We start from the raw sequence: 23,197 nt of genomic DNA, 5'->3' as shown, positions 1-23,197 counted from the left end.
TTTGGTAGTGTTTCAAAAAGTATGCTGAAGAAAAAGCCGATTGGATTTTGATAAAATAGAGAAATGCAAATAACTCTAGCAATCAAATGTCCAACCTGCCTCAGTGATAGTATAAAGAAAAATGGTATCAAAGTAGATGGGAAACAAAACTATCAGTGCAAAGACTGTAAACGTCAGTTTATTGGTGATCATGCACTGAGCTATCTAGGATGTAAGTCAGGTATTACTCGTAAAATATTACAGTTGATGGTCAGAGGCAGCGGTATACGAGATATTGCTGAAGTTGAGCGCATCAGTATCGGTAAAGTTTTACGTACTTTAACTGAATCAACCTATGAAATTCAGCCTCAGCAAAGTCATTATGAATCTCTCGAAGTAGATGAGTTCTGGAATTTTGTTGGAAATAAAAAGAATAAACAATGGCTTATTTTTGTTCAAAAGTCATATTTTACCTCGGAGAAACCGGACATTTTTATTGGTGAGAATATAGACACTTTAAATGGGTTCTAACACTCTCTCGTTTCGTATAACAGCCATTATGTTAAATGAATGATAATTGACATTTTGTTCATTAATACTGATATGCAACGAATTTTATTATATGTCACCCCTCAATTACAAATATAAATGACTGCTCGTCTAATCATCTCCATTACACAATTAAATGTTAAAATGCATAGCTACTTCATCTAAGATAAAATATATGTATCCAAATCTACAGCACAGCTTCGAAAACAGCGTCATTCTCGTTGTAGAAGATGATTATGATATTGGTGACATTCTTGAAAAATACATAAAAAATGAAAACATGCAGGTCATCCGTGCATTGGATGGACAACAAGCTTTAGAGTGCCTAAAAGCCAACTCTATCGACCTGATTCTCCTTGATATTAAATTACCCAAACTAAATGGCTGGGAAATTCTACAAATCATCCGTCAAACAAGTCATTTACCTGTCATTATGCTGACTGCCTTAGATGATCAAGTGAATAAGATCATGGGGCTAAAAATGGGTGCTGATGACTTTATTATTAAGCCATTTAACCCAAACGAAGTGATTGCACGAATACAAGCCGTACTTAGACGAAGTACAAGCCAAAATATGGAAATAACTAATATTATTCGTTATAGAAATATTGAAATTAATCCAGATCATCATCAAGTTTACATTTCAAATGGTCAAAGAAATCAGTTGCTCAACCTTACGTTAACTGAGTATAAGATACTGTTTTTGATGGCAAAAACACCGAATAAAGTCTTTACACGTAATGAATTGATCCAAAACTGTATGCCTGAAAGTGATGCTTTAGATCGCACTGTAGATAGCCATATCAGCAAATTACGCAAAAAACTTGAAGAAAATGATGTAAATGGCTTATTAATCAATGTCCGTGGCGTGGGGTATCGCTTAGATCAAAATCATGAAATTTAACTTTTTTAAAAATTCTGTTGGAATTAACTTCCAGTTTATTATCATGATGAGCCTATTCAATTTAGGCATTACGCTGTTATCTTTCATGATTGGCTATTTTGTTTATAGCTGGGCGATAAAAATAGGTTTTCTAAATACACAAGTTATTAATTCAAATGAATTTTCAGTTACCTCCGTTGACTTTATCTGGCTGTTTTTAGTGCTATTAACAGGCTTTTTTCTTTCTACTATCCTCGCCTTTAAATATGGAAAACGCTATACACAGCCAATTAGTGATTTAGCAGATGTTATTCAACAAATTCAACAAGGCAATTTAGCACTCAGAATTAAACAGCCACATCATGATATTCCACATGAAATCAAGTCTCTTATTGAGAACTTCAATGAAATGGCAAACCAACTTGAAGTATCAGTTAAGAATTCAACTGTTTGGAATGCTGCAATTGCACATGAATTACGAACACCTGTGACAATATTACAAGGTCGCTTGCAAGGTATTGTCGATGGTATATTTATTGCCGATAAAGCTTTACACCTAAGCTTATTGAACCAAGTCGAAGGCTTATCTTACCTTGTGGAAGATTTACGGACACTGACACTTATTGAAAATAAACAATTACGATTAGAACTAGAAAAGACCAATTTAAAAAATAGTATTGAAAAATGTCTGCAGATGTTTAATGAACGGTTTCATGTTAAAGGTTTAACTATTGTTTTAAATTTGACGGATAAATTGGTTTGCGTTGATATAAGAAGGATGGAACAGGTCTTTATTGCATTGTTCTCTAACTTTCTAAGATATTCGAATGCTGGAAAAATAAATATTACATCTGTAACCACAGCAGAACATTGGGTATTGACGTTTGAAGATGAAGGTCCTGGTATTGATGAATCGCATCTTAAACACCTGTTCAAACCCTTCTATCGACTGGAAGACTCTAGATCATGTCTAGATGGCGGTACTGGATTAGGCTTGGCAGTGATTGATGCAATTATTGAAGCACACCAAGGTCATATTTATTATTCTAAATCCAAAAACTTAGGTGGCAGCTGTTTTACTATTCAACTAAATCGTAAGACATCAACTCATTTATAATGTGTTAAGTTCAGATTAATACGGCTTAATTTAAACCATAAATTTAAGATAAATTGATGTCTGAACTTAACCATTCTGTTTGATGATCCTCAAATAAATTTCATCACAATGAATTCTCATCTCGATATTTAGCTAGCATAAAAAATACCACAATGGAGAGTATCCCGATGATAATCCCTGCTGTTAATAATAAATTAACATGAGCTGAACTGAAGGCAATTTTACCTGCGTTAATCAATGCTGTACCTTGTTCAACGGGTAACTGGCTCGCCACTAAATAGGTATCACCAATCGAAAGTCTGGCTTTTTCTGCTAAAACAGCAGTTAAATCTGACGGCACTTGAAGATGACTGCCAAATATATAGGCCATGAAAACACCAAATAAAGTAATACCTAGTCCTGTACCCAGTTCATAACCTGTACTTTCAAGTGAACCTGCCGCACCGCCCTTTTCTGCAGGTACTGAGCCCATGATCGCAATGGATGAAGCTGTTAAACCAATACTCAGTGTTAATCCAATCGAAGCTAAAATAAAGGGAACGATGATTCCCGGATGATGAAAATCTGAATAACTCAAACTGACCAACGCAATTGCTGCCAATATTAATGACATGGTCGCAACCAGACGGAGTCCAAATTTATTGGATAAAAAACCAGCAATAGGCCCGCCAATAGCGGCCGCAACCATAATCGGAACCATAAAAAGACCGGCTTGCAGCGGTGTTAAACGAATGACATATTGCAGCTCCATTGCCAAAGTTAACTCAACCCCTGCCAAAGCGCCTGCAGCAACCATTGCCATAATAATGCCGGCTAAAATAGCAGGACGTGAAAATAGCGAAAGATCTAGCATCGGCTGAGGAGAATTCAGCTGTTTGCGTACAAATATGGTTAATAAGCCGATAGATAAAACGACCAAAGGCAAGACAATCAACAACGACTGTTTACCGCCTAAGCCTGCTTTTAGTGCATATACAAACGAAATCAAACCGACAATCAGCAATAGCGCTTGACCAAATGCCCAATGTCCAGGGGTTATAGCTTCTTTTCGGGACAATAAGAAATAGCACATTGGTGCGACAACCAGCATGATTGGGACGTTAATCAGGAAAACTGAACCCCACCAGAAATATTCTAACAATCCCCCACCAATGAGCGGTCCAATGGCGGCACCGGCTGATCCGATTGTGCCCCAAATACCCAGCGCAATGGCACGTTCGCGACTGTCTTCGAAGGTTCTGCGAATAATACCCAATACACAGGGCATAATCATGGCACCGCCTAATGCTAATAAAGCACGTGCGGCAATCAGCATAGAAGCCGTTTGGGAAAATGCCGCAAGGACTGAGGCAATTCCAAATATAACCAAGCCAATCAGCAGAATCTTACGATTGCCGACACGATCAGCCAAAGTTCCCATCGGAACTAAAAGTCCAGCCATAAGTAATGGATAAATATCAATAATCCATAAGACTTGGTTACTTGTGGCACTCAGCGATTGGGTTAATGAGGGAACCGCAACATGCAGTACAGTCATATCAATCACAATCGGCAGAAATGCAAGCACGACAGCGAGCAATATCCACCAGCGTTTCGGATCAAGATTGGTAGCTTTCATGATTAAACCTATATTGATGGTTTATTAAATCAATTCTGAAATAAAGATGTAAATGAAAGATTTGTTGTGGGCTAAACTCGTTAACCCACAGCTTTTATTCTCAGTTTTGATGCTTAATGTGCCGCTTTACGTTTCGAGAATTTCTCAACCATGCTCATGACGACAATAAAGAAAATCGGTACAAAAATAACAGCTAGAATTGTTGCGCTGATCATGCCGCCAAAGACGCCTGTACCAATCGCTTTTTGAGTTTCAGAACTAGCGCCACTGGCAATGACTAAAGGAATAACGCCACAGGTAAATGCCAAAGATGTCATTAGGATTGGACGTAAGCGCAATTTAGCGGCTGCAACGGTTGCCTCCACTAAACCCATTCCTTCTTCTCTTAGTGCTTTTGCAAACTCAACAATCAAAATAGCATTCTTTGCAGATAGACCAATAATCGTGATCATGCCGACCTTAAAGAAAATATCATTTGGCATACCACGTAACATTACTGCTAAAAAGGCGCCAATCAACCCTAGAGGGACAACTAGCATCACAGAGAATGGAATTGACCAGCTTTCATAAAGCGCTGCCAAGACAAGGAAAACGACTAACATCGACAACAGTAATAAAAACAAGGTTTGTGATTCCGACTGTTTTTCTTCTAGAGAAATCCCAGTCCACTCATAACCCACACCTTTCGGAAGTTGTTCAATCAAATTTTCCATCTCAGTCATGGCTTGTCCTGAAGATATACCTGCTGCTGGACTGCCAGAAATACTCAATGATGGACGACCGTTGTAACGATTGTATTGTTGTGGGGAATGTTGCCAAATTGGAGTAATTATTTCAGACATTGAAACCAATTTACCGCTTTGACTGTTCACCTTAATCTGAAGAATATCTTCAATACTCATGCGTGATTTGGCATCAAGTTGCACAATGACTTGCTGCATACGGTCATGATTTGGAAAATCATTGATATACATCGAACCCATTGAGGTTGAAATAATATCGGTCACATCACTGAAATTAACACCTAATGCCTGCAATTTATCTCTATCAATTTTAAGCTGTACAGAACTGCCATCTGGCAAACCTTCAGGATAGACCTCCGCCACGATTTTACTTTGTGCTGCTAATGCTAAAAGCTGATCTTGTGCTTCTCTTAAAGCAGGCATGCCAATATTGCCACGATCTAATAATCTCAGTGAAAAACCAGATGAGTTACCCAATTCATCAATTGCTGGTGGTAACACAGACATGGTTTGACCTTCTGAACTTTCAGCCATCGCTATATTGGCATTATTCACGACTTCTTGTGCCGTAATAGTACGCTCTTCGAATGGCAATAGATTGGTAAAATACATCGCTGTATTCTGACCAGATCCACTAAAACCAAAACCTAAGACCGCCATATTGTCTTTAATCCCCGTTTCTTGGTCTAAATAATTTTGAAACTCAGCAACGACTTTACGGGTACGTTCTTGAGTTGCATCCGCAGGAAGTTGAATCGAAGTCATAAACCACCCCTGATCTTCTTCTGGCATAAACGCAGTCGGAACGTGTTTAAAACTAAAAATCAGCACAATGACAATGCCTAAGAAACATAACATTGCGAGGGTTTTATGTTTAATTACTTTAAATAAACTGCGTTCATAGCGATTGTTCAGCTTCTCAAAACTGCGATCAAACGATGCAAAAACACCCTTTTTCTGATGGTCTTGATCAATCGGTTTTAACATCGTTGCACATAACGCAGGGGTTAATGTCAGTGCAAGGAAAGCTGAGAATAAAATTGAAACCGACATGGTAATGGTGAACTGACGATAGATAATCCCCACTGAGCCTGACGCCAATGCCATCGGCAAGAATACAGCGGCTAACACTAAGGTGATGCCAATAATCGGATTGGTAATTTCCTTCATGGCTTTAGATGTGGCTTCAACTGGAGATAAGCCTTCTGTCGCCATAATGCGTTCAACATTCTCAATGACCACAATCGCATCATCGACAATAATCCCGATCGCAAGCACCATACCGAACATGGTCAGCACATTAATCGAAAAACCAGCAAGCAGCATGACTGAGAATGTGCCAAGCAATGCAATCGGTGCAACAATCGCCGGAATTAAGGTGTATCGAACATTGTGTAAAAAGATAAACATGACAATAAAAACTAATGCCATAGCTTCAAGCAATGTCATGATTACTTTTTCAATCGAGATTTTTACAAAAGGTGCAGTGTCGTAAGGTATAGAGAATTTCATACCATCAGGCAGTGCTGAACCTAACTGTTCAATTTTCGCTTTAACACCTTCTGCAGTCTTGACAGCGTTGGCACCAGGACTCATTTGTATCGCCACAGCTGTAGAGGCTTTGCCATTTTCTAAAATCGCAAAGTTATACATCTGTGCCCCGATTTCGACACGAGCGACATCCGACAGTCGAACATTGGCGCCATTTTGTTGAGCACGTAAACTAATTTTCTTGAATTGCTCTACAGTTTCTAATTGACCTTGAGCAGTTAAAGGAATAGTAATTTGTTGCCCCGTCAAAGCAGGAACATCACCAATACGACCTGGTGATATCGGCAAGTTTTGGTTTTGGATGGCTGTATTCACATCTTGAATACTCAATCCATAAGAAACCAAACGATCTGGATCGACCCAAATCCGCATGGCTTTTTCAGCACCAAAATTTTGGACTTTACCAACACCGTCAACCCGCTTTAATTCTTCAATCACATAGCGAGTCATATAGTCACTGACATCAATTTCACTATATTTGCCATTCGGTGAACTTAAGCCCACCATCATTAAAAAACCAGACGACGCAGCATCGACCATCAGCCCTTGTTGTCGCACTGTTTGAGGTAAGCGTGACTCAATGGCTTTAATTTTGTTTTGCACATCAATTTGTGCAAGTTCTACATCTGTACCTGGTTTAAATGTTGCGGTGATTGTTGCTGTTCCAGAACTATCTGAACTTGAACTGTAATAAAGTAAGTTTTTGACACCTGACATTTCCCGCTCAATCAAGGTCACAACACTATCATTCAATGTTTTTGGCGTAGCACCTGGATAGATTGCCGTAATACTAATCTGTGGTGGCGCAACACTTGGGAATCGTGCAATAGGTAACTTGGGGATGCTTAGTACACCCAACAGAATAATAAATAAAGCAATCACCCATGCAAAAATAGGACGCCTAATGAAAAATTGGGACATTATTGCTGTCCTCCATTTTCCTTAATATTTGTAGGTTGCCACTGCTTAATTTTTAATTTTTGCTCAGGCTGTATACGATCAGCCCCTTCAACAATGACTTTCTCACCTGCTTGTAACCCTTGTTTGATCACATAGTTATTTTGATAACGTTGACCAAGCTGAACAGGCTTGCTTTGCGCTAAACCTTTTTGATTAACAATCGTAACATTGGCTTTACCACTAATATCATGTTGAATCGCTTGTTCTGGAACTAGGAGCGCATTTTCAACTTGAGCTCGGCTCATATTGACTCGAACATACATGCCTGGCAAAAGTTTTTGATTTTCATTATTGGCTAAAATACGGATTGTGACATCACCCGTATCAGGATCAACTTTAGTATCCGAAAATAGGATTTCACCTGTAACGTTATAAGGTTTACCCTGACTATTTAGGATTTCAACCGTATGTTTGGTATTTGACACGTCACCTTGCTGTAAAGCTTCCTGTAGTTTTTCATAATCACTAATTGATTGCTTTACATCAACATAGACTTTATTAATCTGTTGTATTACGGCCATTGCATTAGTATCACCTTGACCAACTAATGCACCCTCAGTCACTAAGATTTCACCAATCGTTCCCGAGATAGGGGCTGTAACAGTCGCATATTTAAGATTAAGTTGTTGTCTGCTTAACATGGCTTGCATTTGCGCCACATCGGCTTTTGCTTTTTGATAATCTGCTTCGGTATTGTTGTATTCCTGCTGACTAACCGCATTTACTTTTACTAATTCAGTGTAGCGTTTTAACAGCACCTGCAAACGTGTCACCTCAGCTTGTGCACGGTTTAAAGTGGCTTGATTGCTTTTTACATCTGCCTGAAATATTTCAGAATTCAATTTAAAAAGCGGTTGACCTGCTTGCACATAAGAGCCTTGCTTAAAAAGTACTTTATCAACAATTCCACCTACTTGCGGGCGAATTTCAGCAATACGGTAAGCGACAACACGGCCTGGAAGATTTTCAATTAAATTCATGGAATGCGGTAATACCGTGATGGTACTGACAACCGCTGGTGGCATTTCTGTTGGGGACTGTTCAGCATCTTTGGCTTGTGTACAGCCGATTAAAAGTACAGTTGTAATAAGTATTGAACCTATTAAATGATAATGTGTTGACATGCTTTTTCAGAGGGGGGGTTTTAGATACTACTATTTTGAAATAGCAGTGTTTATGAATTGCTGATGTTGTGTGGAGATTGTGTGGAGATTGTGTGGAGAGATTAAAAGATTTATTTTTTAATGACACGCTTAAACAGCGTGGCTTGTAAATTAGTATAAATAATTTTGTTGTTCTACAATTTTGATCGTATCTTAGTTTTTTCTCATAGTTCATGAACTTTAAAATTCTAAACCAAGACTAATATTTATATAAGCAATTGAAAATACAATACATAGTTTCTTTATACACTTATGAAGTGAACTTTAGGTGAACATAAGTTAAATAGAAATTTTTAATTAGTTCAGCACAAACGTACAATCTTTAAGGCCTATAACTCGATACCGTTCTCTCTTTGATGTTTATTGCTATCTAATTGAGTGAACTCTGTGGAAATATTTCTTTATACATTAAGCGTTATGTATAGCCCAGGCCCTGTAAATTTTATGGGGCTAAATTCTGGCCTTACAGGTCAATTAAAAAAGACTATAGGATTTTACCTAGGCATTGGTTTCGCCATGTTGATCTTATTCGTATTGTTTGGCTATATAGGTGAAGCTGTTATTCCACATGGATTGATTCATTATATTGCTTTAGCGGGTGCAATTTATACATTCTACTTGGCTATAAAAATGATTAGGGCGAATGTAGAAACAACTCAACAGCAAGAAAGCCATCTAACATTCTTAAATGGCTTATTTATTCAGTTATTAAATCCAAAAGCCATTCTCGTCATTCTACCTGTTACGACAATTATGTACCCTGCAGCCAAAATCACAGGAATCATGATCTTGATAGTTTCTTTACTGATTTCACTTGGTGCTGTTGGCGCACCATTCACCTATGCTCTGGTTGGAAAATTATTAGGCAACAAAATTGCTAATCCTATCTGGTTTAATCGGCTAAATAAGCTGATGGGTATACTCTTGATTTTATCAGGGCTTTTTATGTTCAAAGATTTTCTTAATGGAATAAATCTGCTGTAGGACAAATTAGCCGTTCAAATCGAACGGCTATCTTTTAATATTTATCATTTTCCATTGAGTGGGAGTTAAACCAAATGTTTTTATAAAATGTCTGGTCATATGACTCTGATCAAAAAAGCCTGCATTTAAAGCAGCATTAACAATAGACTCCCCTTGAGCAAGGTAGAACTTAACTGTTTCTAAGCGACGCATGATCATATAACGGTGTGGGCTAGTTCCAAATAATAATCGGAAATCACGAGAAAGGCTCCAGCGGTCACGATCAGCATGTTTCTCTAAATCTGACAAACTTAAGTTTTCATGTGGATACGCCAAAATACACTCACGCGCTCTCTCTGCTGCCTTGTAGTCAAATTTTTTGTTTTGGTTAGATGAAGTATCTGAAATTTCACACAGTGTAGTTGCCAAATCAAATAGAGCATCTTCCGGCACTGTTGCAAATAGGCTGACATGATAAGCTAAATATCTTATTTATTTCGAGATACAGCAGATGAATCCCTTCCACGGTCGGCACTTTCAAGGTGAAATCATTCTTTGGGCTGTTCGTTGGTATTGTAAATATGGCATCAGCTATCGTGAACTTCAAGAAATGCTCGCTGAACGAGGCATAAATGTGGATCACAGTACAATTTATCGTTGGGTTCAGCGTTATGCTCCAGAAATGGAAAAACGGTTACGCTGGTATTGGCGTAACCCTACAGATTTACATTCATGGCATATGGATGAGACTTATATCAAAGTGAAGGGGCGATGGACTTACCTGTATCGTGCAGTTGATCAACGTGGTCATACGATTGACTTTTACCTTTCCGCTAGACGGAACAGTAAATCAGCCTATTGTTTTTTAGGAAAGATCTTCAATACGGTGAAAAAATGGCAAATTCCACGGGTCATCAATACAGATAAAGCAGCGACCTATGGCCATGCTTTATCACGGTTAAAGCGAGAAGGAAAATGTCCAGTAGATATTGAGCACAGGCAGATTAAGTATAAAAATAATGTCATTGAATGTGATCATGGTAAGTTAAAGCGAATCATCAGGGCCACATTAGGATTCAAATCTATGAAGACTGCTTATGCCACAATTAAAGGTATTGAAGTCATGCGTGCACTACGTAAAGGACAAGCATCGTCATTTTATTATGGTCAGCCTCAGGGTGAAGTGTGTCTAATCAACAGGGTTTTCGGTCTCTAAGCACTTTTTAAAGGGAACATCATCGACTCAAATCTCTATTTGCAACAGTGCCCTCGTAAGTTGGGCGATAATATTGAAAGTGTATTGAACAAGACTTTAACTATTCATGCCCAATCTTATATGCAACAGTTTGACGTGGCTAAACATACGGCTTATGAAGCCCTAAAGCGTGGAGTCAATGGTTTATTTGAAGCGGAATTTAATTACACCCAGTTTGTTGAGGGTAGTCAAAAAATTGAGTTTGTCCGCAGTCGCTTTGTGCAAAAGATTAGTTACGTTAATGATTTAGGATTGGTAAGATTAGTATTCGCCAATGACGTTGTACCATTAATTGTAGGATTGGAAAAAAAATTTACCAAATACGAGATAGAGCAAATTAAAGGCTTACAGAGCCGATATGCTATTCGCCTGTATGAGTTTTTGATTAAATGGCGGTCTGTGGGCAAAACCAATGAAATCTCGTTAGATGAGTTAAGAAATCATTTTGGGTTATTGAGTGATGAATATGTGCGTATGCACCATTTCAAAGCAAGAGTTTTAGATTTGGCTATTAGTCAAATTAACGAACACACGGATATTATTGCTGAATATGAGCAACACAAGCAAGGTCGCACTATTACAGGATTTACCTTTAAATTTAAACAAAGAACCAAGCCCAAAACGGTAAAAGCTGAAAAGACAGAGCGTGATCCACATACAGTAGATATGTTTATAACCATGACCGATAATCAACGCTTTGCCTTCGCTAAAAAAATATCTCAATTACATGAGGCATCGTATTTGGCACAAGGGCAAGCAGGTCGAAGTTACGATGTGTTTGCTGAACAAATTGCTGAAGCATTATTAGATAGTGAAAAGCAGAAAGTATATTTACCCTTCTTATCGAAATTAGGGTTTAAATTTTAAGATTTTTATTCGCTGTTTACAGGTTGTGGTAGAAGTAGTCCTTGATATCAAAAACAAAAATTATTTTAAGGGAATAAAGGCTTCTGACTATCACCAAATGATAAGTTATCTGAGTTCTATTCAGTGAAAAACTGCTATATTAGGGGTCAGCACAGAAAACGGAAATTATAGGGCGGTAAGTACATTTATTTACTTCTATGTAGTTGTTATTTAAGAACTTCGTTAAAAATCTTTCAATTAAATTGCATGTTGCCAATCTCTAGCAGACAGGCAAAGCATAAAAATATAAATCTTTGATTTTAATAAATTAATTAGTCGACAAAATTCCTTGTCGTACTATTTTCTCCAAATTCTGGGGTAACCCCTATCAAATCAAAAACTCGATGATATGCGTCATTTAGTTGATCAAATACCTTCTTACGGCAGTCAATCTATACCTAAAATAAACGATCCTAGTTGGGAGGGGTTATTAGATGATCGGAGAATATCTTGGAATATGAACGACATCACCATAATAGAAAGGCTAGTACTTATTTATTATACTTTTAGTATGAAGGTTCTTAGTGTTTTCAATCAAGAATTTGCAGAGAGAGGAGTTTCTTTTTCATACTCTGATTAGTATGCCTATGGCAAACCAATTTCACTGCTTCGGTACCCTAGTGAGGACTAGAACCTTAGGCTGTAGGCTAATGATATTGGTATATTGAGTTATTTAGGTAGTCGCGGTGTACTTCATGGTGTATAGAAAGTTAGTTTTTCGAGCTAATAAAGCCATTTTGACAAAATTTAAGAAGTATTTTAGAAAACTAGATAGTTACACAGAATTTAGGGTAGTCTCAAAATGAAAGTTATAACTAATGGTTCTTTAACATCTTCTAATTCCTTTGGTGAAAAATAAGATTCCATTTTATGCTTAACTCTCAACTTTTTTTCGCTAAATCATTTATTTTACGAAGGTTAGACTTTCAATATTAAACTTACAATTCTTGTAATACAGCCATTCCAATAGGCTTAAGAAGTTGAGAGTGGCATTTCTTGCATAGAATTATTTTGTATTAAATAAAATAACTAAAGGTTTGGCTCGTGAAGATCTCAATAAGAAAACTGTATGTAATTAGCTTAAGTGCATTAATTACTGTGGCTTGTTCCAGTCAAAGTGAATCAGAAGGGATGCTAATTATAAATAACAAAACCTCCGAAGATATAACTAAGGTTAATTTAACTTATAAAACCACTAATAAATCAGAAAATATAGGTAATTTATCTCCTAATCAATCATTTAAGTATCCTATAAAATATTCTGACACCGAAGACTCTATAGTAATTACATATACTGATAGTAATAATACAGTGCATAAGGATGTAGCTGTTCCTTATTTCGGTAAATATGATAAGAAAAATTATAGTTATAATATCAAGTAGTTTAAGTATTATTAATATTTAGAGTGTACGGCATTGACGGTATAGGTTAAATTGACACTACAAGACAGCACTTTAACCAATTTCAACAGCAACATCCCCAAATATATTTAATATAAATTAAGCATGAGATATAAAAATGCACGCCTTTGATATTATCATACCCCAATATACAGGTATCGCTGAAGATGATGATAGCCACGACCATGATGTATTTTGTTATTTAGGAAATTTAGAAGGCAACGGACAAATATTACCCCGTAACCATCATTTAGCTGTTAGCCAAAATGATATTACTCGCGTGACTGTGGTGTGTCCTGAAATGGATGCCCTTGACCGTAAAAATATGAACAGCTATGCCCAAGAAATGCACAATAAAATCGAACAGTTAGCAGGTAAACCCATTCAAACCTTGTATATCGGAGAAGACCATGACTATCCTCTTCCCCGTTATGCCGTACCAACGCAATCTGAATTTTACATGTTGCGTTGGGGCTGGAGTTCGCCTTTACTAGATGGAGTAACCTTACAAGGCATTCCTCTATATAAAATCCCATATACCCAACCTGATCACCCTTGTTATGATAATGTGTGGTCATGGTATCGTCAGGCTGAAGCGTTATATCGTTTGTGGCTTGGTTCTCAACCAGTAAGTGAAGCCTTTGCCTTAGAGCAAATGCAAAATCCCAATTCTGAGCATAGCAAAATAGGTCGAGAATTGTGCCGTATCATTGAACAAAGCACAGGTGTACCCACCTATTATTTTCTAATGAATTACCGTGATTGGACACAGGCAGAAGATATGGAACAAAAATGTCCACTGACAGGGCAGGATTGGCTATTGCCTGCCAATACCTATCACTATATTGATTTTAAATGCGATGAGAGTCGTTTGGTGAGTGAGTTGAGTCAAAATTGGTCGGATGAAAGCGAGGACTGACCGAATGAAAAATTATTTGTGGTAAGCTCATAAAGCCTATCAAGCATAGAGATAAAAATAACACCCAAACTATCTGTAACCAACCGTGAATCGTCTCGATATTTTCGGAGAGTGTTTTACTGGAATCAGGTACAGGACAAGTTTATTTTCAGTATAGTCTAAAGTAACACCTTGAACTTTTGCAACAGTGCCCTTAAATTGCTATACACACCAATGGACCAAGCCGGTTCACGTTCTCTTGCATAACTGCAACTTTATTGAAGTTCACATGCTTCAAGATCGCTTTCATCGGCTCCGACATGCCTTCGGTTTCCGACAAATCCGAAATGTACTCTGACTGGTCTACATACTTATAGAAGTTGTTATCAGGGTGTTGTTCTTTAATGCTTTGCCAACATTGGGGAACCATCACAGAGACTGGTCTGATCAGGTTGAAATTATTGGCGATATTCAACCCATACAGGTCGAAATCGGTATACACCGCTACCGGACATTCTTCTGGCAGAACTTCAAGCAACTGATTGACTGACCGGCAGTTCTTACCATGCCCCCTGTAAAGGAATAGGCTGTCTTGCCATTCGAGTGGAACTTGCTGATACCAGTCCGAAATCCGTACAAGCATAGTGCCATTCTCAATAATGATCAGCTTCCTGATTTTTTCTACTGCAAGATGCTCTAAGGACACGGCTGTTGTCACGCCAGGATGTGCAATGTGCATCTCACCGGACTTTAACGGTAGTTGTGCATTGATCGCAGCAAACCAAAGCTGCTCACCGAAAACGCTGGCATTGCCAGACTTTTCATCTATACGATGATCAGCAAGCGATATTCGGTCTGCATTGGAGTCATACGTTACCTCTGGCTCCGTTTTTACATGCTTTCCGTACAGAACCCGAAGCACATCAAGATCTGATTCACTTAGATGCAGCTCACGTTTGATGATGCTACCGATCTGCATGTCTTTGTTCAGCATTGTCCATGTCTTGTTAAGCTTCACCACTCTGGTTTTAAGCTGTAAAACCGTCTGAATGATTGAGAGTTCTCTTTGCCCTAAGCGCATTGCATCACCTTTCCGTTGCTGTCTTTGCGACGAAACACGATATCTGAAATGTAGTAGTTGCCATTATATTTAGCATCCGTTTCACCCACTAACTGCAACTCAAGATGGTTTGAGTGGTTGAGTTCAAACTCATACAGGAGGCGACTAATCCAGTATTCAAATTTGCATCCAGGCTCTAGGCGTATGTAGGCGTTCTTTGCTGATATTTCATTGATTGCCGGACTGCCAAAAGCGTCAAAGAAGAAAAATGCAGCTTTATCCAGAGGTGAGACTGCCTTCACTATCGTATGCGTTGCCTTCTCTACCGGTGGGCGTTTTTTTTCAACAACTGGACCATCTTTTTTAACACGCTTCTGATTGGCTGTCTGAGCTACCGCAGATAAAGTGTTCTCAAAATCCTCAAGGTAGATATCGGCACGAGCTTTCAGCTTGATAAGTGGTACACGACGGAAGCTATCAGGTGCCTTGTTGAAATCAATATCGGCATTCAGCGTCCGGTTGTTGGCAAAATGACGGTGCAGCGCATCAATCAGATTGATTCGCTCCTGGGTTTTTATGTCCTTTTTCCATTCAAAGAGTTGCTTGTCCAGTCGGTGATGGCTGTGGTTCATTTCTTCAATGGCTTCAAACACGCTTGGCTTGAGACGTTTGGAGATCACTCTCTGCAAGTCTGCATCACCTACCGCCAATTCATCCATCGTATTTGGTGAAAGGATTTCCAGTGCCGTAATTAGCATTTTGGCAGTCTTTAAGCTTTGTTCAGCCTTACGCATTTTCATGTCGTAGTTGTTGAACAGCGACAGATACTCAAAGCACTGATCGGCAAAATTGGTCATGTTCTCGCTGATATTGTTTGAAAGCTCAATAATCAGGTCACTTGCTTCAACCTTTAATACTTCGGCACTTTCCGGGTCCTCGACTTTTGACAAGGCATAGTCGGTACTCACCGTTTTGATACGATCAATCAGACCGCTAATGTCGGGTGCGGAAATGTTGCGTTTCTTTCTGTTTTTATAGAAATTCACAAACTCAATGACGAAGTTTCTTAGATGCAGCGTGTTTTTTTCTGCATCCAGATACCCAAGATCGCAAGACAGCAAATTATCAATCAAGGATTTGTTTGATTCATTGACCTGAATAGACGAACTGGTAAACATGATTGCTTCGGCAATAGCATCAATGTTTGCAGAGAAAACCTTCGCCCCACGTTCAGCCGGATTCACGAAGTCGATCATAGTAACTCGCCCTGCTCCACATCATCTGTTTGAGTGATATCAATCGCATTGTGTTCGGCAAGGTACTCAGCTTCATCGTAGAAAATCGACCAACGTGAAGTTGCCAAAAACTCAGTACCCACAACCCCAACCGGCACTAAATATTCGCGCTGTACCAAAAACTGAATAACACCGTTGATCTGGTCTTTCACTGTGCTTGCGGTCTTACCCAACTTTGCAGAGAGTTCTTTTAGCCCTTTTTGGACATGCTTGGACTTCTCCACTTCAACCAGGATTTCACCAGACGTAATTCTGTCGCCTCCAATCAGAGGTTCATTGCGCCCCCCTGCCTTTCTGAACAGTCGCAGCCAGTCCACAAGTGGCTCCATTTTGCTGACGTTTTCCTCAAACTGTTTGGTGATGACCTTTTTGATCTCAGGGTCACTTTCAATATCAAGGTAAATCAGGAAATACCCACCACCGCACGGTGTCTGAATACACTTTTTGCCTAGAAAACTAATATGGTTGTTTAGTTGATCTAAAAATTCGACATCATTCAAAAACTCAAAGTTCTCAAAATCACTCCACTGGTCAATTAGATAACCTTCTAATAATTTGGTCGCTACTTTTGTTAATCGTTTATCAGCCATTTAAAATTCTCCACTTTTTCCCTATTAGACTGGTTCTGCTGCAAGCAATGGGTTATCGCCTTCGATTTCCAGTGGAACAACAGTGCTGACACCATTGGCTCCAACAATGTAGAGATTCTTAAACTTGTGGTTAGAGGTTGAGTTTTCCGGTTGAGCACAGACCAGATAGATTTTGTTATGGTCCATCATGTCGAACAGCAAATTGGTGTTGATCGCATCAAAGTTGCCAATCTCGTCAAGCGGGATATGGATGTAGGTCGAGTTATCAGGGCATAACTTCCGTGACAATGCGAGGAACATGATCAGCACCAGAATACGTGACGTTCCTGTACTCCCTGCACTGGTAAAGTCGTTGTCAGTACGCAGCTCGGCAAGACGACCATTGTTCATCACGCTCATTTTCAGACGTACCATAGAGCGGATATCATCAGTATGTCCTTTGGTGCTTTCAATTGCCTTTAAGGTGTATTCACAGCAACGAATGAAATCCTCGCTCGGAATGGAGCTGCTTTGCATGTTTTCAAAGGATTGATAGTCCTCACACTGCAAAACAAACTGATTGAGCTGATCTAGGGTGTTCTTGTCATTCAGCACACTTTCCAGATTCATTGAGAAGTCAGTGAATGCCTTGAACTTGTTGCTACGGTTCAGGTAACCAGACAGTTCCGTAGATACGCTCTTTAAACGCTTATTTAGATTAAGGATTTCCTGAATATAGTTACGCAACTGAGCCGATTTATTACGGAAAATGTTTGTGACTGCATCATGCTTTTTCGGCAAGTCGTAGTCCATGATGCTTTCGATGGTAGACATGGAGTTAATGGTGTTCATGGTTTCACTGGTAGTCCCCATACTCTCCATCTTTTCCTCAAACAGCTTGAACAGAGAGAAGGCTTCATATTTGCGCAGTAATGCCTTAGAAGCGTTTGTCTGCAAGCGTAATTGATAAATCTGTTTCTTCTGTGTATCAGCCAACGTACCCAGATCACGAGAGAAGCTGTCGAAGCTTAAAAACTCAGGTCGATCTACCTCTACCAATAGGATATCGTCATCGAACAGGTTTTCGATTTCACGCCCCTGTTTATCCAGCTTTTTGATTTTCTCCCTGAAATCTTGTGCACTCGCTTCAAGATTGTCCACTCTTGTACGAAGGGAGGTTCGGACTTGTTCAAGCTCACTTTCCAGTTTGGAAAGATTGTGGCTGTATTCAGATACAAGTTTCAGAGCTTGGTTCATGTCCTCGATATGGTTCTGCTTGTACTGATAGTGGTTTTTCTTCCACATATCGTACTCAGCCAAAATGCTTTCATAGCCTTTGACTTTGGTGTGCTGTGCAATCGCAGCCTTGATCTTCATTTCTGCCTGTTTCAGGATATTTTCATCCACGCCTTGCTCACGCAGTTTGCTGTGATACAGGTTGGTCAAATCATCCATCTTGGCTTGATAGCTGCTCTCTAGCTGCTTTTCCTTTGTGGCAATCAGATCAAGCTTGATACGCAAGTCTGCATAGGACGCATCATAGCTCTCCTTTAAGCCATTTTTTTCAAGCATGTTGGCTGATCGAAGCTCACCACGTTTCTTCGGCTCAATCTGATTGTTGAAAGTTTGCAGCTCGTATTTCGCTCTATTTACAGCTTCTTGCTCAATACGTGTAGCTTCTGCCTTCTTCGCTTTCAGCTCTTTCTCAGTCTGGTCATAAACCTGTCGGGCTTGCTGCTTCTCGTTTTGCAGGGTATTTAACTCATTTTCGAGTTTAACAACTGCAATATTGGTCTCGTTGATCTCTCTATGGATGGACTGAGCCAGATGCGATTGCTTGTCGTACTGCTCAACCAAAGAAGCCGTGTAAATCTCGGCATCTTTCAGACGTATTTGTAGTTGCTCAAGACTGTCGGCTTCCCCTGGAATCTCCAACTTGTTCAGGTCTATTTCAAGACCATAGAGGCTTAGGGCATTGGCATTCACGCCAGTTTGCCAGACAGGGTTCAGGTTGGTTTTGAAGAAAAGCTCAGGATTGATGACCTTCGCAATGGTAGTACGCCAGTCCACATCTTCATTCGGTGCATCATTCAGGAACCGTAGCAAGGTGTCTTTCTGGAACAGGGTTGTACGCAGATTCTCTTCTGACTGCTTGGCTTTCTCAAGCTTGGCTTTTAATCCATTAAGATCATACTGCGCCTTGTTTTGATCAAAATTAAGTTGTTTAAGCTTGTTTTGAGCCGCTTTCAATTCGTCAGACTTTGCAGACAAGGTATTCTCTTTGACTTCATAAGCCAACTTGAGGCGCTGTAGCTGTAGGTTTTCTTCATCCGTAAACAGTGTTGATTGGTGCATGCGCTCCATAGCTGCTGACTGGATATCCAGAAGCCTTTGACGTTCACTGGAAATTTCTTGATCAAGAATTTGGAGCTGTTCAGCCTGTTTGCGCTCAAGCTCTTTCACCTTGAGATCAAAGCGGTTTCGCAACTGGTTGATTGCCTCCTGAACCTCGTTAGATTCAGCATTAAGGGCTTCACTGGATGCCATTTTTTCACGAAGCAAATCTGCTGAATGCTTGTCGTACTCGCGGTTGATATTTTCGTAGCTTTCAGTCAAAAACTGTTTGTATTTCTTCGCTTCTTCAATCTCGTTGAAGTAGTGCGCACGTTTCTTATATTCCTGTTCCATGACGGAAATATTCATGTCTTGATAACGTCTTTCCGCAACTTCAATATCATGAATTGCCTGTTTAAAGTTACCTGCAGACTTTTCTTTTACTGCAATCAGCTCTTTGACTTGTACAATCTGGTTATTCAGGTTACGGACTGTCTCATTCCCTTTGTTCTTTACCGCATAGATTTCATGCTCTATCGAACTGATCTGCTGCTCGTAGTTCACCACATGGTCCCGGAGTACCAACAGGTGTGCATGAAGCGCATTAAAGGAGGCTAAGACCGCATTCTTTAACTGAATGCCAGAGATAATCTTCTGCTTTTCCGATTGAAGGCTTTGTAGGGCTTTCACATCATTGATGGTTGCTAACCAATCTGCGGTAGAGGTTGGTTTTGTTTTGATTTTCTCGTTGTCCAAATACGCTTCAATTAACATGGTTTTGAAGTTTGAGACAACATTGTTCTGGTTAATCGTTACCTGGGTCAGATTGCTCAGGAATTTTAGCTGTTGTTTGCTTCCAGACAGTGAATAGCGGTTGCATAAATCACGAAGGTTTCTTTCACCTGTCAGTCGTGATTTATCTGCAGTCAGCGTATAGATATATTCAGGGATGCTGTCGATCTGACGGCTCACATCAACGCCAGATTTATAAACCTGATCAAATACGTCTTTCACATTCTGAGAAAGACCCAAGATTTCCAGACTGCTCTCACTTAATAGCGTATCTTCCGCGCATCCATCAACAAATCGGTAGTTGTGCTTGCCCTGATTATTATTGCGATACAGCACCACACACTTTGTACCTGAGTGAGCAAGGTATTCAAAAATCACCATGCTTCGACTGCTCGGCAAATAGTAGTCTACGAAATTTTTCTTGTTTGCAGCTTTCTCTATTAACCCATTTGGTGAGGCACCAAAGAAAATAGGAATCAGGTTCAGGAATGAGGTTTTCCCTGCACCGTTGATACCGGTAATGTTTGTATGACCACCACTAATATCAACTCGGAATAGTTTAGATGAAAGAAAAGAATCATAAAGAATGATTGACTGTAAACCTTTCATAGAGGTTTCTTGAGGGTTAATAATACTCATTATATACCTTTTATAAATATTCATAAGTCTAATGGATACTTCAATTTTAAATAAAAACTGTAACTTTCCCTGATCTTATACTTTTATTAAATATAATGGCGGTTATCCGACATAGACACCAACTATCCCCAATTTCTGCGGATAAAACCGGGACAACTTTTAGCCATTTTTGTACGCCCTGGCGCACAGAGATTTAGGGATTTTGCGGCTAGGGCAGCTGCGGTTTTTTACTTATGATGAAGTCATACAGGAACAGGACGTTCCGGAACATAAAACAATAACGATAAGTTCTAGCATCAGGATTATTAGGTAGACAGCCCTACCTAGCACCAAACATGAAAAAGCCCGACAAGATGTCGGGCTTTTTTATTTAATATTATTTTTAAAAAATACTTGCAAATAGTGTAATGAGTTGATCAAATATGAATTCAGTCCACGGATTAAGGACAAGGTAACTTAATATGATTAAACCTCAAGACATTCTAGTTCTCGTAAAACTGATCTCTATTGAGAATCAGCACCAGATATTCAAAGAATACTATTCAGAAGCACAACTTGAGTGGGATAAATTAGAAGATGAGCAGTTAGATATCTTTTTAAAATTAAGTGCTTTTTATGATTCTTTATCAATCAGAGGGTTGGCTGAAGCAGTAGTTATTAGTAAAAGTGAGGTTGCAGAATCTTTAAAGCGTTTAATCAAGATAGGGCTATTGATCGTAACCTCTAATTCACCATTTAAGCGATTAGAGCTAGTAGAAATGCAATGGAAAACCAATAGAAGAGCTCTCTTAGACCTAATTATTTACAGTTTTCAATACTTTTTCCATACAGAAGTTGGTGCTATTGATATTGGTATTCCTACTGTTTTCAATAATAAAAAACTTTCAGATCATTTATCGTATTCTTCTTCATTACCTTATATTTGGCCCGCTCAAAGCTATCAATCAATTTCAGGATTAGCAGTTGAACCATTATATAAATCTGTACCATATGCAGCGTTAGATGATAATTTCCTGTATGAAGTTTTTGCTCTTATTGATGTGTTTAGAATAGGTTCCCCAAGGGAAAAGAAAATAGCTGAAAAGTTATTACGTGAGTATCTACAATGAATAATGCTTTAACACAAATGAAGATGCTAGAGCAGGTTATAAGTGCTTTAAGCGAGGATCTTATCAAAGACCTAGTATTTATTGGAGGGTGCACTACTAGCCTGTTTTTAGATCCAGAAAATTTATCTTTATCAACTAGATACACTCAAGATGTTGATTTAATTGTAGATATAAAGACTACAACCCAATGGTATGAGTTAGATGAGAAAGTCAGAAAACTAGGGTTTAAAAATTATCAAAGTTCAGATCCATTTGAAAAGAACACGGACTTCACTTGTCGCTACCAACTAGGGGAAGATCTAATTGTAGACTTTATGCCCACTGATGAAAAAATTTTAGGCTTCTCTAATTCTTGGTATCTAGAAGCTTATAAGAAAAAAGTAGAGTATAAGCTAGGAAATAATTTAATTATCAATACCTTAATGCCTGAATATTTCTTAGCAACCAAGTTTGAAGCATTACATGGCCGTAAAGAAGATCCCTTATATAGCAAAGACTTAGAAGATATCATCACAATTTGCTTGGGACGATCCTCCTTAGTTGAAGAAGTCTATAATGCTCCAACAGAACTCAAAGATTACTTATCTGACCAATTTAAAAAACTCACTGAATTAACTGATTTTGAAATCATAATGGAAGATCAATGTAGATTTGGCTCAAGAGAAAGAGCTTTACAAGTAATTCAAGCGATCATAAAACAATGGCCAAAAGCATATTAATAAACTCCTTTTCCTTATGTCAGAATCTTAGCGCACCAGAAAAATTTGGAATCGATGCTGTAGGGAACCTTACTGATAATGAAAATCTATATTTTTGTTACGTAGTGGATGGTCATGGGGGATGTAAAAACAGCGACATACTAGTTAAAAATTTTCAGGCTTATGTGCTTTCTTTGAAGGACGTCTTTGCTCAATTAAATAATACTACACAAGATATACATGATTTTTTTGAACGTCTAACAGAGAATTTTTATATAGAACATCGGGGAAAATTGCGACCTGCAGCAATGAGTATTTTGATGGTTATTTTTAGTCAGACTCAAATTTATTCAGCACATTTGGGTGATTGCAGACTTGGGAAAATCAATAATGAGCAACAAATCAGTTGGATTACTTATCCTCATAATTTAGCGATGAGCTTAAATAATCAAACAGATCCCCAAAGTATCGAAATGATACTTAGGTCTTCTTCAAATGATAATATTGTCACCAAGTCATTTAATACAAAAAAGTTAAAACCCTTGAGCTTTAAGACCTTAGATATTGAAAAAAAATCCACATATATTCTAGCATCCGATGGATTTTGGAAGCTTTCAGAAAATGATATAAAAACAATAATTTATAGCAAAAATTTATCCGAAGTATCTTCATTATTTGATGATATTTCTCTATGGGTTATATCATTCATTTAACA

At 38.7% G+C, this 23,197-nt stretch carries 17 protein-coding genes and 2 pseudogenes; 11 read left to right on the top strand and 8 right to left on the bottom strand.

Features of this window, described 5'->3' with window-relative positions; all coding sequences use genetic code 11:
• Positions 1–63: 63 nt before the first annotated feature.
• From FTU77_RS14550 to adeS, 3 genes and pseudogenes are all read left to right on the top strand, one after another.
• Positions 64–432, top strand: a pseudogene (locus FTU77_RS14550) (IS1-like element ISAba3 family transposase); the annotation flags it as partial.
• 271 nt (positions 433–703) lie between these two features.
• Entirely contained in the window at positions 704–1,432 is a 729-nt protein-coding gene (gene adeR / locus FTU77_RS14545; protein ID WP_032073130.1) for an efflux system response regulator transcription factor AdeR, read from the top strand.
• A complete protein-coding gene (gene adeS, locus FTU77_RS14540; RefSeq protein WP_032073131.1) occupies positions 1,422–2,528 on the top strand; it encodes a two-component sensor histidine kinase AdeS in 1,107 nt (368 codons plus the stop codon). The genes adeR and adeS overlap by 11 nt, the downstream gene beginning before the upstream one ends.
• Positions 2,529–2,631: 103 nt before the next feature.
• Here the strand turns inward: adeS and FTU77_RS14535 are convergent, their stop codons facing one another.
• The 3 genes from FTU77_RS14535 to FTU77_RS14525 form a co-directional block, all read right to left on the bottom strand.
• Positions 2,632–4,146 carry an MFS transporter gene (locus FTU77_RS14535; RefSeq protein ID WP_032073148.1) on the bottom strand — a complete coding sequence of 505 codons (1,515 nt, stop codon included), beginning with the start codon at positions 4,144–4,146 and terminating at the stop codon, positions 2,632–2,634.
• Positions 4,147–4,259: 113 nt separating this feature from the next.
• Complete coding sequence (locus tag FTU77_RS14530) at positions 4,260–7,364, bottom strand: multidrug efflux RND transporter permease subunit (protein ID WP_270915313.1); 3,105 nt, start codon at positions 7,362–7,364, stop codon at positions 4,260–4,262.
• Positions 7,361–8,524 carry an efflux RND transporter periplasmic adaptor subunit gene (locus FTU77_RS14525; RefSeq protein ID WP_032073150.1) on the bottom strand — a complete coding sequence of 388 codons (1,164 nt, stop codon included), beginning with the start codon at positions 8,522–8,524 and terminating at the stop codon, positions 7,361–7,363. Before FTU77_RS14525 ends, FTU77_RS14530 begins: the two co-directional genes overlap by 4 nt.
• A 426-nt stretch (positions 8,525–8,950) precedes the next feature.
• Here FTU77_RS14525 and FTU77_RS14520 point away from each other — a divergent pair, with 426 nt between their 5' ends.
• Complete coding sequence (locus FTU77_RS14520) at positions 8,951–9,547, top strand: LysE family transporter (protein WP_180022882.1); 597 nt, start codon at positions 8,951–8,953, stop codon at positions 9,545–9,547.
• Positions 9,548–9,574: 27 nt separating this feature from the next.
• Here the strand turns inward: FTU77_RS14520 and FTU77_RS14515 are convergent.
• Positions 9,575–9,973, bottom strand: a pseudogene (locus FTU77_RS14515) (helix-turn-helix transcriptional regulator); the annotation flags it as partial.
• Positions 9,974–10,037: 64 nt separating this feature from the next.
• Between FTU77_RS14515 and FTU77_RS14510 the strand changes: the two are divergent.
• The 4 genes from FTU77_RS14510 (at position 10,038) to FTU77_RS14495 (ending at position 14,007) form a co-directional block, all read left to right on the top strand.
• Positions 10,038–10,742, top strand: coding sequence for an IS6-like element IS1008 family transposase (locus FTU77_RS14510; protein WP_043963410.1), 705 nt, complete (start codon positions 10,038–10,040; stop codon positions 10,740–10,742).
• A 60-nt stretch (positions 10,743–10,802) separates the two neighbouring features.
• Positions 10,803–11,648 (top strand): replication initiation protein RepM, encoded by an 846-nt coding sequence (gene repM, locus FTU77_RS14505; RefSeq protein ID WP_180049802.1) that lies wholly within the window; start codon positions 10,803–10,805, stop codon positions 11,646–11,648.
• Positions 11,649–12,731: 1,083 nt separating this feature from the next.
• Positions 12,732–13,070: a hypothetical protein gene (locus FTU77_RS14500; protein ID WP_114237945.1), complete on the top strand. Its 339-nt coding sequence runs from the start codon at positions 12,732–12,734 to the stop codon at positions 13,068–13,070.
• 136 nt (positions 13,071–13,206) lie between these two features.
• Positions 13,207–14,007, top strand: coding sequence for a DUF2310 family Zn-ribbon-containing protein (locus tag FTU77_RS14495; protein WP_114237944.1), 801 nt, complete (start codon positions 13,207–13,209; stop codon positions 14,005–14,007).
• 193 nt (positions 14,008–14,200) lie between these two features.
• Here the strand turns inward: FTU77_RS14495 and FTU77_RS14490 are convergent, their stop codons facing one another.
• The 4 genes from FTU77_RS14490 to FTU77_RS14475 are packed head-to-tail and all read right to left on the bottom strand — an operon-like array spanning position 14,201 to position 20,645.
• Positions 14,201–15,067, bottom strand: a complete 867-nt coding sequence (locus FTU77_RS14490) for a hypothetical protein (RefSeq protein WP_004676005.1) — start codon at positions 15,065–15,067, stop codon at positions 14,201–14,203.
• On the bottom strand, positions 15,058–16,302 hold the full coding sequence (locus FTU77_RS14485; protein ID WP_005100615.1) for a hypothetical protein: 1,245 nt from the start codon (positions 16,300–16,302) through the stop codon (positions 15,058–15,060). Before FTU77_RS14485 ends, FTU77_RS14490 begins: the two co-directional genes overlap by 10 nt.
• Entirely contained in the window at positions 16,299–16,931 is a 633-nt protein-coding gene (locus tag FTU77_RS14480) for a hypothetical protein (protein WP_004676008.1), read from the bottom strand. The genes FTU77_RS14485 and FTU77_RS14480 overlap by 4 nt, the downstream gene beginning before the upstream one ends.
• 24 nt (positions 16,932–16,955) lie before the next feature.
• A complete protein-coding gene (locus tag FTU77_RS14475; protein WP_257222008.1) occupies positions 16,956–20,645 on the bottom strand; it encodes an ATP-binding protein in 3,690 nt (1,229 codons plus the stop codon).
• Positions 20,646–21,136: 491 nt separating this feature from the next.
• Here FTU77_RS14475 and FTU77_RS14470 point away from each other — a divergent pair, with 491 nt between their 5' ends.
• Genes FTU77_RS14470 through FTU77_RS14460 form a run of 3 tightly spaced genes read left to right on the top strand, consistent with a single transcriptional unit; the run spans position 21,137 to position 23,195 of the window.
• On the top strand, positions 21,137–21,784 hold the full coding sequence (locus tag FTU77_RS14470; protein WP_004827010.1) for a hypothetical protein: 648 nt from the start codon (positions 21,137–21,139) through the stop codon (positions 21,782–21,784).
• Entirely contained in the window at positions 21,781–22,503 is a 723-nt protein-coding gene (locus FTU77_RS14465) for a hypothetical protein (protein ID WP_159153672.1), read from the top strand. The genes FTU77_RS14470 and FTU77_RS14465 overlap by 4 nt, the downstream gene beginning before the upstream one ends.
• The gene (locus FTU77_RS14460) at positions 22,485–23,195 is read left to right on the top strand and encodes a serine/threonine protein phosphatase (protein ID WP_004827016.1); all 711 of its coding nucleotides are present in this window, start codon (positions 22,485–22,487) and stop codon (positions 23,193–23,195) included. Before FTU77_RS14465 ends, FTU77_RS14460 begins: the two co-directional genes overlap by 19 nt.
• The last annotated feature ends 2 nt before the right edge of the window (positions 23,196–23,197 follow it).

It is taken from the genome of Acinetobacter sp. YH12142 (assembly GCF_013418435.1).
GTDB lineage: Bacteria > Pseudomonadota > Gammaproteobacteria > Pseudomonadales > Moraxellaceae > Acinetobacter > Acinetobacter amyesii.
Note: the sequence above shows the minus strand (reverse complement) of the source record. Positions and strands in the feature narration are given on the sequence as shown.

Coding starts and splice junctions, on each gene's coding strand:
- FTU77_RS14470 (WP_004827010.1), top strand. CDS start 21,137: ATGATTAAACCTCAAGACATTCTAGTTCTCGTAAAACTGATCTCTATT.
- FTU77_RS14480 (WP_004676008.1), bottom strand. CDS start 16,931: ATGGCTGATAAACGATTAACAAAAGTAGCGACCAAATTATTAGAAGGT.
- FTU77_RS14495 (WP_114237944.1), top strand. CDS start 13,207: ATGCACGCCTTTGATATTATCATACCCCAATATACAGGTATCGCTGAA.
- FTU77_RS14475 (WP_257222008.1), bottom strand. CDS start 20,645: ATGAAAGGTTTACAGTCAATCATTCTTTATGATTCTTTTCTTTCATCT.
- FTU77_RS14465 (WP_159153672.1), top strand. CDS start 21,781: ATGAATAATGCTTTAACACAAATGAAGATGCTAGAGCAGGTTATAAGT.
- adeR (WP_032073130.1), top strand. CDS start 704: ATGTATCCAAATCTACAGCACAGCTTCGAAAACAGCGTCATTCTCGTT.
- FTU77_RS14535 (WP_032073148.1), bottom strand. CDS start 4,146: ATGAAAGCTACCAATCTTGATCCGAAACGCTGGTGGATATTGCTCGCT.
- FTU77_RS14485 (WP_005100615.1), bottom strand. CDS start 16,302: ATGATCGACTTCGTGAATCCGGCTGAACGTGGGGCGAAGGTTTTCTCT.
- FTU77_RS14460 (WP_004827016.1), top strand. CDS start 22,485: ATGGCCAAAAGCATATTAATAAACTCCTTTTCCTTATGTCAGAATCTT.
- adeS (WP_032073131.1), top strand. CDS start 1,422: ATGAAATTTAACTTTTTTAAAAATTCTGTTGGAATTAACTTCCAGTTT.
- FTU77_RS14490 (WP_004676005.1), bottom strand. CDS start 15,067: ATGCGCTTAGGGCAAAGAGAACTCTCAATCATTCAGACGGTTTTACAG.
- FTU77_RS14510 (WP_043963410.1), top strand. CDS start 10,038: ATGAATCCCTTCCACGGTCGGCACTTTCAAGGTGAAATCATTCTTTGG.
- FTU77_RS14525 (WP_032073150.1), bottom strand. CDS start 8,524: ATGTCAACACATTATCATTTAATAGGTTCAATACTTATTACAACTGTA.